The organism is Elizabethkingia miricola (genome assembly GCF_001675285.1).
Lineage (GTDB): Bacteria > Bacteroidota > Bacteroidia > Flavobacteriales > Weeksellaceae > Elizabethkingia > Elizabethkingia miricola.
The window spans coordinates 136,806-150,768 of record NZ_LSGQ01000027.1 but is presented as its reverse complement, the minus strand read 5'-3'; the positions used below and the strand labels follow the sequence as shown (position 1 = coordinate 150,768).

At 33.3% G+C, this 13,963-nt stretch carries 13 protein-coding genes and 2 tRNA genes; 6 read left to right on the top strand and 9 right to left on the bottom strand.

Annotation, left to right across the window (positions count from 1 at the left end):
* Positions 1-57 precede the first annotated feature (57 nt).
* The 3 genes from ATE49_RS12560 to ATE49_RS12550 form a co-directional block, all read right to left on the bottom strand.
* Positions 58-867 carry a helix-turn-helix domain-containing protein gene (locus tag ATE49_RS12560; protein WP_065082467.1) on the bottom strand — a complete coding sequence of 270 codons (810 nt, stop codon included), beginning with the start codon at positions 865-867 and terminating at the stop codon, positions 58-60.
* 62 nt (positions 868-929) lie between these two features.
* Positions 930-1,541: a Pr6Pr family membrane protein gene (locus ATE49_RS12555; RefSeq protein WP_065082466.1), complete on the bottom strand. Its 612-nt coding sequence runs from the start codon at positions 1,539-1,541 to the stop codon at positions 930-932.
* Positions 1,542-1,576: 35 nt separating this feature from the next.
* Entirely contained in the window at positions 1,577-2,623 is a 1,047-nt protein-coding gene (locus tag ATE49_RS12550; RefSeq protein ID WP_065082465.1) for an ABC transporter substrate-binding protein, read from the bottom strand.
* Between the two features lie 45 nt (positions 2,624-2,668).
* Here ATE49_RS12550 and ATE49_RS12545 point away from each other — a divergent pair.
* The 3 genes from ATE49_RS12545 to ATE49_RS12535 all read left to right on the top strand — a co-directional run bounded on the left by ATE49_RS12545 (position 2,669) and on the right by ATE49_RS12535 (position 4,988).
* A tRNA-Arg gene (locus ATE49_RS12545) sits at positions 2,669-2,742 on the top strand.
* Positions 2,743-3,030: 288 nt separating this feature from the next.
* Positions 3,031-4,788, top strand: a complete 1,758-nt coding sequence (locus tag ATE49_RS12540) for a CocE/NonD family hydrolase (RefSeq protein ID WP_065082464.1) — start codon at positions 3,031-3,033, stop codon at positions 4,786-4,788.
* A 126-nt stretch (positions 4,789-4,914) separates the two neighbouring features.
* Positions 4,915-4,988 (top strand) — tRNA-Arg (locus ATE49_RS12535).
* 72 nt (positions 4,989-5,060) lie between these two features.
* Here the strand turns inward: ATE49_RS12535 and ATE49_RS12530 are convergent.
* The 6 genes from ATE49_RS12530 to ATE49_RS12505 form a co-directional block, all read right to left on the bottom strand.
* Positions 5,061-5,279: a DUF4287 domain-containing protein gene (locus ATE49_RS12530; protein WP_065082496.1), complete on the bottom strand. Its 219-nt coding sequence runs from the start codon at positions 5,277-5,279 to the stop codon at positions 5,061-5,063.
* A gap of 133 nt (positions 5,280-5,412) precedes the next feature.
* Positions 5,413-6,771 carry a serine hydrolase domain-containing protein gene (locus ATE49_RS12525; protein ID WP_081278475.1) on the bottom strand — a complete coding sequence of 453 codons (1,359 nt, stop codon included), beginning with the start codon at positions 6,769-6,771 and terminating at the stop codon, positions 5,413-5,415.
* A gap of 13 nt (positions 6,772-6,784) precedes the next feature.
* Complete coding sequence (locus ATE49_RS12520; RefSeq protein WP_169817117.1) at positions 6,785-8,251, bottom strand: serine hydrolase domain-containing protein; 1,467 nt, start codon at positions 8,249-8,251, stop codon at positions 6,785-6,787.
* A 54-nt stretch (positions 8,252-8,305) separates the two neighbouring features.
* The gene (locus ATE49_RS12515) at positions 8,306-9,367 is read right to left on the bottom strand and encodes a serine hydrolase domain-containing protein (protein WP_065082462.1); all 1,062 of its coding nucleotides are present in this window, start codon (positions 9,365-9,367) and stop codon (positions 8,306-8,308) included.
* A 153-nt stretch (positions 9,368-9,520) separates the two neighbouring features.
* Positions 9,521-10,660 (bottom strand): helix-turn-helix domain-containing protein, encoded by a 1,140-nt coding sequence (locus tag ATE49_RS12510; protein ID WP_065082461.1) that lies wholly within the window; start codon positions 10,658-10,660, stop codon positions 9,521-9,523.
* Between the two features lie 327 nt (positions 10,661-10,987).
* On the bottom strand, positions 10,988-11,356 hold the full coding sequence (locus tag ATE49_RS12505) for a winged helix-turn-helix transcriptional regulator (protein WP_065082494.1): 369 nt from the start codon (positions 11,354-11,356) through the stop codon (positions 10,988-10,990).
* Between the two features lie 254 nt (positions 11,357-11,610).
* On the opposite strand from ATE49_RS12505, the gene ATE49_RS12500 reads away from it, so the two are divergent.
* The 3 genes from ATE49_RS12500 to ATE49_RS12490 all read left to right on the top strand — a co-directional run bounded on the left by ATE49_RS12500 (position 11,611) and on the right by ATE49_RS12490 (position 13,846).
* The gene (locus tag ATE49_RS12500) at positions 11,611-12,372 is read left to right on the top strand and encodes a nuclear transport factor 2 family protein (protein WP_065082460.1); all 762 of its coding nucleotides are present in this window, start codon (positions 11,611-11,613) and stop codon (positions 12,370-12,372) included.
* 19 nt (positions 12,373-12,391) lie between these two features.
* Positions 12,392-13,135, top strand: coding sequence for an SDR family NAD(P)-dependent oxidoreductase (locus ATE49_RS12495; RefSeq protein WP_065082459.1), 744 nt, complete (start codon positions 12,392-12,394; stop codon positions 13,133-13,135).
* A gap of 99 nt (positions 13,136-13,234) precedes the next feature.
* Positions 13,235-13,846: an NADPH-dependent F420 reductase gene (locus tag ATE49_RS12490; RefSeq protein ID WP_065082458.1), complete on the top strand. Its 612-nt coding sequence runs from the start codon at positions 13,235-13,237 to the stop codon at positions 13,844-13,846.
* Positions 13,847-13,963: the final 117 nt, after the last annotated feature.

Below are 13,963 nucleotides of genomic sequence, written 5' to 3'. Positions count from 1 at the left end.
TAATAGTGTTGGGCAAAAATAAAATGTGCCGGACTATTATAATTGTACAAATGGAAACTATTCTTCAAACAGCCAGATATTTTCTTTAGAGATGTCTACATTATTGAAAAAAGAACCAGGATTTACTTTGGTGAGTTCTTTGAAATTCCGGATAAAATGGGACTGATCATAAAAATCAGCATCCAGGGATAGTTCGATAAGGTTGGTATTCTTATTCTTCTGGCTAATTGAATTTCTAAACTTATTAACTTTCCGAAATTCAGAAGGAGATTTTCCTATATATTTCCGGAACATCTTGTTAAAATATTGTCTGGAAATCTGATTTTTCTCTGCAATTTCTTCTATACTCATTGTGGAATTGACATCTGAAATCCAGCTTTCAACATTGGTCAGATCTTTTTGAATAAGCTTTGAAATCCAATACTTTTCCAATAATTCCAGTTGAATATTTCTCTCCTTGGTTAACAATATTTTTGTCATTTCAGCTTCATAATCACTAAAAGGATAGAAGTAGCTGAAATCATTTTCAAATAGAGAGGATATATCATCTACAAAATAATTGAGGCCGGCAGGTTTAAAATAGATGGTAATTTCGTCTACTATTGCGTTGACTTTAATTTCTATTGGCGTAATATATTTTTTTACGAGAGTAGAGGCAAACTTGTTCTCGGCAGAAGAAACTGTGATTTTACCTTTTTCCAGTTTTACATCTGAATTCAGATAAGTGGAAATAATGTTATAATTGTTTGGAAAGGTCTGATAACTAAAAGAATTTTCAATCTCCTGTTTGGAAATAAAATAAAACCCTTCAATATACTTATTCAGGATATTGTTTTCTGGTTTATAAAATTCTGCTTCGATCTTCATATACTTCTGCAACTGTTCAAATATAAGGAGGTTTTTGATTATTACAGAATATATTGATGAATCTATTTTTTATCCAGCTGTTTTCCTATGAAAATAAAAGCTAAAGATAACCCAAGGAAAAAAAGTGACAGAAAAAGTGCATTCTGGATAACAGCGGCAAATCCTAATACTGAAACATCAACAAAAGGATAAGGATAAAAACCGGACTGATTTCCGCGTAAAAGAATATAGATGAAATAGATGAGAGGATAGGAGAGCCATTTTATGCTCAGGTTATATTTCAGACTTTTCTTTGGTTCATACAGGTACCAAAAGAGAATAACTAAGATTGGAATAACAGAGTGCAGTAATTCGTCAACGAGTCTCTGCATTCCCTGAGGGTGCCAAAGGTGTCTCAGTGCCACCTGATAAACTAACCCCACTATGGTAATATAAATAGTAATAAATGTAAGTGTTCCGGGGGCGGTTATTAAAGAAACTGATTTGCTTCGGGAGAAGAAAATAATACTGAAATAAAGAGCTACAAGTATGTTGGTGAGAATAGTAAAAAAGCTGAAGAACCTTATTGTGGCTTCAGGAACAGAAATAGTCCTGCTCTCAATCATCAGATAATATTGTATAATAACAGCAAACCATCCTAATGCAGCAAATATAAAAGCTAGATTTCTTTTCATTGGGATGGTTTAAATGATCTGTATTATTATATTTTTTATTTAAGCTCCTTCATGTATACCATAGCTGTATCTTTCAACAGATTTGGATGGAAGATATTCACGTAATCATGAAGTACTTTGTCGGCACGGACTACGCCGGAAGCAAAATAATCATTGGATTTACCTTTTACGCTGCCATAAAGGCTGTAAACTTTTCCGTTTTTAAAAGGGTGAAGTTTTGCATATACCGGATTAAAGGCCAATAATTCGCTTTTCTTTTTATATTCTCCAACATTTACCCAATAAGTTGCTTTGGTAGATTTTGCAAAAACTTCTTCAAAGCTTAGCGGAACCGAATTTTCATTAGGTAAAGACTGCCATGGATAGCTGGCATTGGCATCTTTAAAGTATTGCGCTGCAAAGCTGTTTCCACCCGGAACGAACCACTGGTTTCCATACATCTCATTACAGATAACTTCTGGTTTGTCTTTCGCCTGAGAAGCCTGAAGTTTTAGTTGATTGTAGTTATTTTCGATAAGCTTATATAGAGAATCTGATTTTTTCTCAATACCAAATAGCTTTCCGTATAATTTCAAGTAAGCACTCTTTTCCAAAGGCTTTTGTTCCATGTATTCATCAAGAAAGATGATCTTAATACCATTTTTCTTCAGCAGTTCATAAGTATTTTCAAATGAAGCGATGTAGTTAGTGAAAACAGCATCAGGTTTTAAAGCCAGTATTTTTTCTATGTCATATTTTTGTTCAGATCCCACATTCTGGATTCTTCCGGCTTTAATAAGCTGCTGAACTTTCTCTGAGAATATATATTCCGGACTGGAGACTCCGACAATTTTATCTTCCAACCCAAGCTCTGTCATGTATCCGATGAGCGTTGAGTTTAGGAAAATCACTTTTTTTAGCGGAAAAACTGATTTTTTTAGCTCAATATCGAATTTTCCGGAGGTAATTCGGAAGTTATCTTTATCTTCTTTAAAATGAAGTCGTTGAGAAATCTGAGTATCTTCTTTTGGAAAATTCTGCTCTGTTTTTTTACAAGAAAACAGAAAAAATAGGAGACCCGATGACAAAAAAAGTGCTTTCATTCTTCAAAGAAAGAAAAAAAGTACTATATTTGCAAACCTTTAAACGGGTGCGTAGCTCAATTGGATAGAGCGTTAGATTACGGCTCTAAAGGTTGGGGGTTCGACTCCTCCCGCGCTCACTCGGAAAGAAAAAGACCACTATTTAGTGGTCTTTTTTATTTTAATCCTCCTTTATTTTTCCCGATACAGATCAAAAAGGAAAGGAATTGAATTTTCAAAACGTGGATTATACTAAGATGTATTGCCTTACATCATACTATTGATATTGGAAATAACAGATTTTTCTATTGTAACCAGCTGTAAAATTGATAATTATGTATATTTAAATGTTTGCTTTTTATAATTTTGTATTTATAGGCTAGAAAAGAAATAGCTTAAAAAAATATCTTTCAAATTATAATATGCTTATGAGAACCATACAAAGAATATTACTTTTTATTTTCTTTTTTATCCTTTTTAAAGCTTACTGCTTCGATCTCCGACAGTCGCAAGACATTATAAAAACAGACTCCGACAGTCTTTATAGTATCCAGGATAATGTTATGATTACAACTAAAGACGGGGGCAGCATATCCGCTATAGTTGTAAAAAGGAAAAATGTAACAAAGCCATTACCTGTTATTTTGCAGTATACGATCTATGTCAGAGATAAAGGCCGGGATCTGGAATCCCTAAAAGAAGCCGCAGACCGGGGATATATTGGTGTGGTGGCTTATACCAGAGGAAAACGATATAGTCCCAATAAAATATACCCTTATGAAACTGATGCAAAGGATGCTTATGAAATTATTGACTGGATCAGTAAGCAATTATGGTGTAACGGAAGTGTAGGAATGTATGGAGGCAGTTATAATGGATTTACACAATGGGCTGCCTGTAAAAATTTGCATCCGGCACTCAAAACAATAGTTCCCTATGTTGCCAATAGACCGGGGATGGGACATCCGATGGAAAATAATATATTTATTAACCCCAATTATGAATGGGCTTTTTACGTGGGAAATAATAAATTTCTTGATAATGAAGTCAACAATGACAGGAAACGTTTTCGGAAAATGATGTTTGACTGGTGGTATAGCGGGGCTGCTTATAATAAAATGGATAGTATTGACGGAGCTCCCAATAAATGGTTTCAACGTTGGATAATGCACCCTGATTTTGATCAATACTGGCAGGATATGGCCCCCTTCCAAAAAGAATTTGCTAAAATTAATATTCCGGTTCTTGCTTTTGATGGTTATTATAATGATTCTCAAAATTCGAGCCTGTATTATCTCCGTGAGCTTCAAAAATACAATCCAAAGACACCTTATTATCTGGTTATAGGGCCATATGGACATTTTGGTACACAAAGAGGAGGTGAGCCTGTTATTAATGATTATAAAGTAGATGAAGTGGCTTTGTTTGATATAAAAAAGATCACTTATGAATGGTTTGATTATATTCTGAAGAGTGGAAAAAAACCTGAATTTCTTAAAGACAGAATCACTTATGAAGTTATGGGAAGTAATGAATGGAGAGGTGCTTCAGGATTAGACAAAATGTATAATGGTTTTCTAAAGTTTTATTTATCAGATTTAAAAAAGGATTCTTTTTATTCATTAGTGACTAAAAAGCCTTCTGATAAAAGATATCTGGAACAAACAGTAGATTTCAGGGACAGAGAAAATAGTAATAACGATTATTATCCCTCACCAATTGTCAGAAAAGAAATTGATGCGAGTAATGGTTTTGTATTTATTAGCCAGCCAATGGATAAAGCAATTTTAATAAATGGTTCTTTTCTGGGGCAGCTGAAACTTAGTATTAATAAAAGGGATGCTGATATTGGAGTTACTTTATATGAGTTGACACCGAACGGGGAGTATTTTCATTTGTCTTATTATATAGGCCGGGCAAGTTATGCTAAAGATATAACGAAAAGAAACCTTCTGAAGCCGGGAGAAGCAACAGTAATAGATTTTTCCAATACACATTTGATTAGTAAGCATCTGGATAAAGGGAGCCGCTTGGTTGTTGCAGTTAATGTCAATAAAAATCCATTTTCTCAACTTAATTACGGAACCGGAAAGGATGTAAGTACCGAAACAATGAAAGATGCTGGAGAGCCTTTATTGATTAAATGGTATACAGATAGTTATGTGAAAATTCCTGTTTTGAAATAAGGAATATTATTTTCCAGCTGAAAGATACCCTGGAAGTGATTTCAGTATTGAAATAAAAATATTGATATTTATGTGGATAGATAGCGGTATAATCACATAAAAATGCTATATTTGCAGACTTAAAACGGGTGCGTAGCTCAATTGGATAGAGCGTTAGATTACGGCTCTAAAGGTTGGGGGTTCGACTCCTCCCGCGCTCACGTATAAATATCCCTCCTTAAGGAGGGATATTTTGTTTTTATGGACGTATATTAATAAAAAACTAATCTTTATTATTCACGTTTTCCATTAATATAGGCATACATTGCTGTAGCGTGTCCATGTCCCAATTCAAAATCTTCCTTTAACCAGTTGATTATTTCTGTTGCTTTTATTCCTTTTTTGATTTTACCATCTTCGGTAAATCCTTTTTCAGCGGCAAGTTTTTCAAAATCTGAACGGGACTTTTCAGTTTTTTCTTCAATATTTTTAATATAAGTTTGAAAGGACATATTTATTTTGTTTTGGTTGATTGATTTTATGATGTTTTCAAGTATCATCAAAAATAGAGAAAATTTATAATTAATAAATATGTTATTTGCAGAATTGTTGCTAAATAATTGTAATAATACTTATTATGTTTGGTTATTGTTTATTTGAAAATGTTTTCTTTCGTATTTCTGCAACTCCGGCTTTAGTCAGTTTAATAGTAGAGTATTCCCCTTTGGAATCTTTAATAAATTCAACAGTTCTGTTGTCATCATCTGATCTGAAAAATTTATAATCTGATTCCGGAAGTAATTCAATATCAAAGTCATTATAATAGATCTTTCCATTGTCGTTACGAATTTTGATATCTTCATAATCACCCTCAAAATGCTTGTAAAGAGACAGATTATTACTGACTTTCTTATGATGATATGGGAGTTCAACCTCTTTACCAAAGCATATTGCAGCCAATCCGTATGCAAGCATATATGCCGGAGACTGATTATTTGAAAGAACAGTGATAAACAAACCATCATCTGTATAACGGTTGAAGGAAGTCATTGTTCCAAAAAAACCACCATCATGTGCGATTAATTGATGCCCTTGATTGTAGAAAGGGTTGACAAGAAAGCCATATCCAAAGTTGTGATCATTATAGGAGGTAAACATTCGGTTTTTCATTTCTTTTGATAAAATAGATGTCCTGTAAAGTGCTTTGTCCCATAACGCCAAATCTTCAATAGTGGAATAAGCGCCATCATGTCCAATGTTAAATCCCCAGTTGATATATGGATTATGAGCTAACTTATTTTCCGTATGGTAATAAACTTTTGCTTTTTTCAGAATTATCGAATCATTATTACTAATTCCAGTGTTCTTCATTCCTACTTTTTCAAATATATTTTTTTTCAGAAAAACTGCATATTCTTCTCCTGATACTTTTTCAATAATCTTACCTAATAAATAATACCCAATATTACTGTATTCGCTTTTAGTTCCTGGCGAAAATTCATATGGTATTTTTTTTATCTCATTATAGGCAGAATCAGCTGATATGGTACTTAAAGCCAATTCTTTAAAGCCTAAGGCAAGTCCGGAAGAATGTGATAACAACATATGAATGGTAACACTTTCGGCATTAGGATAATCCGGGAAAAATTTATTTAATTTGTCATCAAGTGATAATTTTCCTTTTTCTACTAGCTGAAGAATTGCGGTTGCTGTAAATTGCTTTGTTACCGATGCTAACTGGAATTTGGTGTCTATTGTATTTTTAATATTCCATTCGTAATCTGCTAAACCATAAGCCTTCCGCAAAAGCACAGCATCTTTTCTGACAATCAGAACGGTGCCGCTAAATCCATTCACGTCTGCCTGGGCTTGCATATATTTTGATAACTTATCGGAAAGATCGGTCTGGTTTTTCGTTAAGTTGAGCGTTTTGGTTTGTGAAAAGCTGTTGAAGGGGAGAAAGCTTATTCCTAAAAATAGTATTGCTTTTGAGTGATTTTTCATGGGGAATCAGTTATTATTTATCTTTATTACCAACCAGAATTTTAGTTTTCAAAGTATCTCTTTGTAAGGTGACAGAATTCAATTTTCCATTACTGAAATCCAGTTTCAATAGGTTTGGATAATCTACAATTTTGAACAATCCATTTTTGAGATATAACAGTTTGTTATCATTCTTTCCTTTAAAAAAATCCAAAAGCATAGATTCAACATAAAGAAGATTATTCTTTTCTACTATTTTGGTTTCCATTCCCTGTCCGTATAAGAAATCGTCATAAGTCCCGATGAGTTGCTTTTTTATACTTAATGGTATTTCCTGAGTATCCTCATTAGTTGTTTTGTTCCAATCCATCAAGGTGAGAACCTTTGTTCTGGTCTGATTCATGACAGGAAAACGATTTGGCTTTTCACCATTGGCAAGATATACCATGCCATTACCATCCGTCATGGAAGCAAGAACATTACCTCCAACTCCGGTATTAGAACCATTACATGAAAACCAATCATAATTACTATAACCAAAAGACTTTTGCCATCCGTAGCTCCAGCCTCCAACCGCATTTTTAAAAGCCGTTACTTCGGTTACTTTTTTTGCTACGGAATGAGAAATCACTTTATTGTTTTTATTGCGTAAAGCATTTTGTATTTCGATAGCAAGTTTAGCCAGATCTGTAGGTGTCGACCACATTCCGGAAGCGCCCACTTGTGGTGTTATTGGCAATCCTGTTCTAATTACCTTTCCATCTTTATCATGAACCAGCGCTACATTTGATAAAAATCCTTTTTCGTTAGGCTGAATCATTGTAGTATTTTTCATTCCAAGCGGAGAAAAAATATACTCTTGTGCAAGTTCTGCAATAGATTTATTCAGAGTATCTTCCAATGCCATTTGAACAATTACATAGCCACCACCACTATATTCAAAATTGGTTCCTGGTGTGAAAAGGAATTCAATTTCCTTATCATATCTTGGTATCTGCCCTAAAAGACTTTGCGTGATGGTTGGAATTGTATCTCCTTCATAATGATCTTCAAATCCACCTTGGCTTGTACCAGCAGTATGATTCAAAAACTGCTTCCAGGTAGGGCTATTATTCTCCGTAAATTTGCTTTTCGGCAGATGCCAGCGTTTTAAGTACTTATCTATTGGATCACTCAGATTAATTAAGCCTTTTTCTTCAAGAATGTGGCAAAGAAGTGCTGTTATTGGTTTTGAAATTGATGCTGTTGAAAAAGCGGTATTTTCGTCTATTTTTTCTTTAGAATTTACAGATTTCAATCCAAATTGATTGGAATAGACAATCTTATAATTTTCAAAAACGACAAGGCTGAACCCGGGAAGTTTATACTTTTCTAACTGTTGATTGATCTTCAAGCTATCTGTAAGAAAATTATAATTCCTTTTTGAGGTCAATATATTATTGTTCGTACGGCAACTCAATATTATAAGTGTAACTATTAGCAGATATAAAGTGTTTTTCATTGTATAATTTTTATAGTTAAAATGGCTTTCAGGCTGTTTTATTTGCGGCATTATTTATTTCAGGACCGTATCATAAATTTTATTCAACAGATCTTGTCTCATTTTTGAATTTCTCTGGTCAAGGAGTATAATAATTCCCCATTTTTTATCCCTATTGTAACAGATGATTGAAGACTGACCCATAGAATCTCCTGATTTCATATAAATTGTATTTTTATCATCTGTTACGATGTTGAGCCCTAGTCCCATTTCCCTTTTTTCATCTTTGTACACGACTCTTTCCATGATAATGGCTGCCTTACCTACTGTCGTTTGTTTATTAAGGACTGCTTTTAAGAATCTAACCATATCGGAAGCCGTAGATTTTACCAATCCTGCTGGTGCTGTAATATTCCATTTGAAAAACTCCTGAATGCCTCCTTCCGGATTGTGAGCAGTTGTTCTGTTTTTTACATTAAAATCTTTGGTTAATGTATTAGTCATTTGTAATGGCTTTATTATTTTGGCTCTAATGATCTCATCATAAGTCTTACCATATACTTTTTCCACTATCTGTCCTAATAGAGTATATCCAATCGTAGAATAACGATATTTACCATAATCCTTTAGTTCGCTACAATTATTGATTATAGCGGCTAAAGTTTGTGCTGTTACATTATTCACAGGCTGTTGCGGATCCTGTTCTATCAATTTTGCAAAATCTATATCAGGTAAACCTGACTGATGTGATGTCAGATCCGAAATTTTAATTCTATTTCTAAGATTCTGGTGTAATATATATTCTTTAGGAAGGAATCCGTCTATGTAATCATCTAACTTTATTTTATGATCCAGAACTGCCTGAGCAATTAAATTTGAGGTCAAGATTTTAGTGATTGACGCAATTTCGAATAAGGAGTTTTTATTAATTTGAATCTTACTTTCTGCATTCAGATTACCATAACTTGTATAATATTCTTCATTGTTATTATTGATATACCCAACACTAATTCCTACCTCCGGATTTTTTTTATAATTGTCACTTATTATAGAATCAATCTTTTTGGAAATGTTTTGTCCAAAAGAAAAGCTGCTTATAAATAACAGCGCTGCTAAAAATTTTGATGAAGTTTTCATTGTATCGTATTTGATGTTAAACATTTATTTCGATACAAAGATGTAGAAGAGGTATAAGCTATACGACCGAATAAATGCAATCGGTCGAATTTGTGTAAAAAAATGAGTACGAATCTTTACGAAAAAGAGTACGAATAATTACAAGTAATTGATTTATATCGCTTTACGGTAGTAGGTTGGTGTATTGCCGGTATGCTTTTTAAAAGCAGTATTAAAAGAAGATTTTGAATTAAAACCAACTTCGTATAAAATTTCAAGGATAGTTACCTTGTTTTTTGTCGTGTCTTTTAGAATACCCATAGCACTTTCTATCCTATAAGCATTCACAAAATCATAAAAATGCTGCCCTAATTGATGATTGATTAAAAGTGATAATTCCCGGACAGGAATTTTAATTTCACGGGAAACATCCTGAATTGTCAGTGAAGAGTTCAGAAAAGGTTTTTCCTCTGTCATATATTCCTTTAGCTTCAGGAGCTCTGCATTATATTCTTTTTCATGTGTTCCTGATGGCTCACTGTTTTTTTCTTCTGAAACAATTTCAGAAACAAGTTTTAATTTAGAATCAACATTTCTAAATAAACCAGGGTTGCTTAATGCTTTGAATAGGTACCAGCAAATGATAAACAGTTGAAATACCAGGATTATAATTTTTATCCATTCGGAGATATATGGGTAATCAGAAAATTTAAAAGCATTTTTTAAAATGGCCATTAAATATAGAAAAGTCAGAACGCTCGTAAACTGAAACAGCCAATTGTAGGAATTAATATTGGCTCCGGCATAATTTTCCAGATATAGCTTTTTTGTTTTTCTTAATATCCTAAAAACAGCAATAAAATATAAAACTATCTGAATAAGAATAAGAAAGTGGGTGAATTGTAATTCAATTCTACTTTGGCGATTGAAAATAAAATTAATTTTAGAGGTAGGATCTACCATGTAAAAACGAGGTAGTAAAACTACATTCACAATTAAAAATGGAAGTAGATGTAATAGATATTTAGGTTTAAGCCTAAAATCAACATAACAAACTGATACTACATAAAGATAGAAAACCGGAATCTGTAAGAAAGCAAATGTAGTTCTGAACATTCCAAAATTTGAAGGGCCATCAGCTATTAAATCGAATAAAGGATGACTAAGATCTAATGCATTTATCAATAGAAAAGCTGCAAACAGATAATTACTTGTTTTGTACTTTGTTTTAACTGTAATTAGAAATAAGGCAAGGAAAACTGAAATAAACAAAGAAATTATAGTTACAATAATTAATGAATTAATTTTGTCCATTATTTGGTATTCTTTGTTTATGGTTAGTTTTTATTTATAAATCTGCTTGTTATTGGCATATAAAATCCAATATGTGCAAATATAAAAATTAGATTGATATTATATAGTTTTTTATTGTAATGGAAGAATAGACAGATATCTATTAAATAACTGATATAAGTGTGACTGTTATTTATACCATTGGTTAGAGCTTTAAAGCTTGGAGGTGACTCCTCCCGCGCTCACTTAGAAAGAAAAAGACCACTAACTAGTGGTCTTTATTTGTAAAATGTTGTATTTTAAATGGTCGCAATCTGTGTGTTTATAGCTTAGCTTTAAAGGTAAAATTTAAGGATGAGTATTTTTTGTGCTGCACGTTTGATTTACTTCTTCTCCATTGGCCATGTACTCCATAGAAAATAAAGTAATGGCATCAAGAATAGGAAGTATTTTCTCTCCTTTTTCAGTAAGGCTATATTCTACTTTTGGAGGGATTTCAGGATATGATTTCTTTTTTAGAAAGCCATCTTTTACCAACGCCTTTAATTCTTCATTCAAAACTTTCTCGCTGATTTCCGGAATATGTCGTTTTAGTTCACCGTATCGCTTCTTTTCATCTCTCATGATTTCAATAAGTAATAATCGCCATTTACTTCCAATTACATTAAAAGTTCTTCGTATCGGGCAGTCCTCTAATTTTTTTTCATCTTTTTTCATCATTTAAGCTACTGATAATTAATAATTCAAACCTGTACGTAGGTAGCATTCCTCTAGGTTAGTACTTGACTTTCAGGGGTAAAGATAATAATTTTGTAATAATAATAAGGCTGGATAATGGTTGTAAAATATAATAAAAATGTATTTACATGTTAATAATATAAATATAAATTGTAATTATTCATGAAAATTATAAAATTTCCAGCCTTGTTTTATTTTAAACAGTTTCTAATAAATTTTAAACAAAAAATCTTATGAAAGCAAAAGAAGTCGTTTCAGAAATGTGGTCTGCATTAATGACCAATAATGATCCTGGTGTAATTGAAAAATATGTAAATCCACATTATCGCCAGCATAGTCCCTATGTTAAAAATGGTCCCGATGGACTAAGAGATTTATTAGCAACCTTACGCCCGGATTACAGTTATGAGCCAATCCGTTTTATAGGTGATGACGATTTTGTTGTGATGCATGGTATACATCATAATTGGTTAAACAACATTATGACAGGCGGAGAAGCGGTTGTAGGTATTGATATTTTCAGAGTAGAAAATGATCAGATTGCAGAACATTGGGATGCTTCTGTTCCTTTAGCTCCGGCAAGTGTTTCGGGAAGAAGCCAGTTTGACGGACAAGCAGAAATTAAAAATCCTGAACTCACAGAAATCAGTAAAAAGATAGGATCAGATTATGTAAATCATATTCTTATTGACCGTAAGATTGATGAAATTAATCAATTTGTAAGTGAGGATGTGATCCAACATAATCCGGCTATCGGGGATGGAGTAATAGCTCTTAAGAAGGTATTGATAAGTGATGAAAAAGAATATAAAAAAATCTTCAGAGTTGTTGCAGAGGGAGAATTTGTTGCAGTACAGTCCGAGGGAGCAATCCGCGAACAAGTCCATACGTTTTGGGATGTTTTTAGGATTGATATCAATGGGAAAATTGTAGAACAATGGCAGGTAGCAGCAGTATTCCCGGATGTTGTTCCACATAATAACGGTCCTTTTTAAAAAAATAAGTAGGAAAAATATGAAAAAGTTAACTGGGAAAATAGCGCTTATTACAGGTTCTGCCAGAGGGATTGGAGCTGTTATAGCAAAGCAGCTTGCTTCTGAAGGAGCTTCCATTATCCTGCACGACCTTGAAACAGCTTCACTGGAAGAAACAGTAAATGAAATCCGTTCTGCCGGAGGTATTGTTCAGCAGCTTATTCAGGTAGATTTATCCCATCATGATGCCGGGGATACAATTGCCAATTCATTAAATGTAGATAAGATTGATATTCTAGTAAATAATGCAGGCATTGCACCCGTAAAATTATTTGAGGAGATTGATCAAAAGACATTTGATGCAATAATTGATATTAATTTACGAGCAGTTTTTTTTATTTCACAAAAGCTACTGCCCCATATCAATGATGGGGGACGCATTATTAATATTTCGTCATCTCTTAAGAAGACGTATGCGCCAGGATTTATTACTTATGTTGCGGTTAAAGGATTTATCGAAGCATTTACAAAGTATCTGGCCGGGGAGATTGGTAATCGGGGAATTACGGTTAATGCAATTTCGCCAGGAGCTATCGATACAGGGTTGAATCCTTGGTTTCAGACGGATGAAGGACGTGCAATACTTTTAAAAGATCAGGCTTTAAAGTTACTTGGACAACCCGCTTATATCAGCGATGCCGTAACATTTTTAGCAAGTCCTCAATCTGAATGGATTTCGGGTGCTATTATTGATGTGGACGGAGGCTTTAAACTAACTCCCTAGCCAGGATATTTTTTAATCCCCGTTGTGTATTATTATATTTTATAATAAGATCTGTTATTTAAAAATACAAAACAGGTCTATAATCAATATTAAAAAAAGATGAAAAAAGTTGCTATAGTGGGTATGGGTGCTTTAGGTAAAACTATAGCCCTAAATCTTGTCAAAAACAGACAGAATATTATTGTGGCATCAAAAAATATCGAAGACGCCATTTCATTCTCACAGAAACCTGAAACAGATGGCCTTGCTGTTGCTAAAGAGATCCGTGATGCAATTAATGAGGCCGAAATAATCATTCCGGCAATCTGGTTTACAGGGTATAAAGATTTTTTTGCTGAATATGGACAATTATTAAAAGATAAAATAATAATTGATGTATCAAATCCCATTGTCCCCGATGGGAAAGGAGGATTTCGAAGGGTCATCGAAGATGGTGAATCAGCAGGTGAAATAAATGCTTTGGGCCTACCCAATGGAGCGAAATTGGCAAAAGCTTTAGGTTCCCTCACTGCAGAAAGTCTCCAGGCTAAAGCCAATCAAATCCCTGAAACTATTTTGTTTTATGCGATAGATGATACAAGTATTCAGGAAGATATTGAAATAGTTATCAGAAATAATGGTTTTAAACCTTTTTATATAGGAGGAATAGATCAATCTATTCGAATGGAGGTCGGAGGAGATCTTCATGAAATTCATTATCCTGTATCCTGATTAATATTATATAGCAATAGATTACTGAATAGTCTCTTTAGAACCAAAGCCCCAATCTAAATACTGTAAAAAGGAAAAGATATATTTTTCTTATCTGATTATCAAAAAATCTAGCAA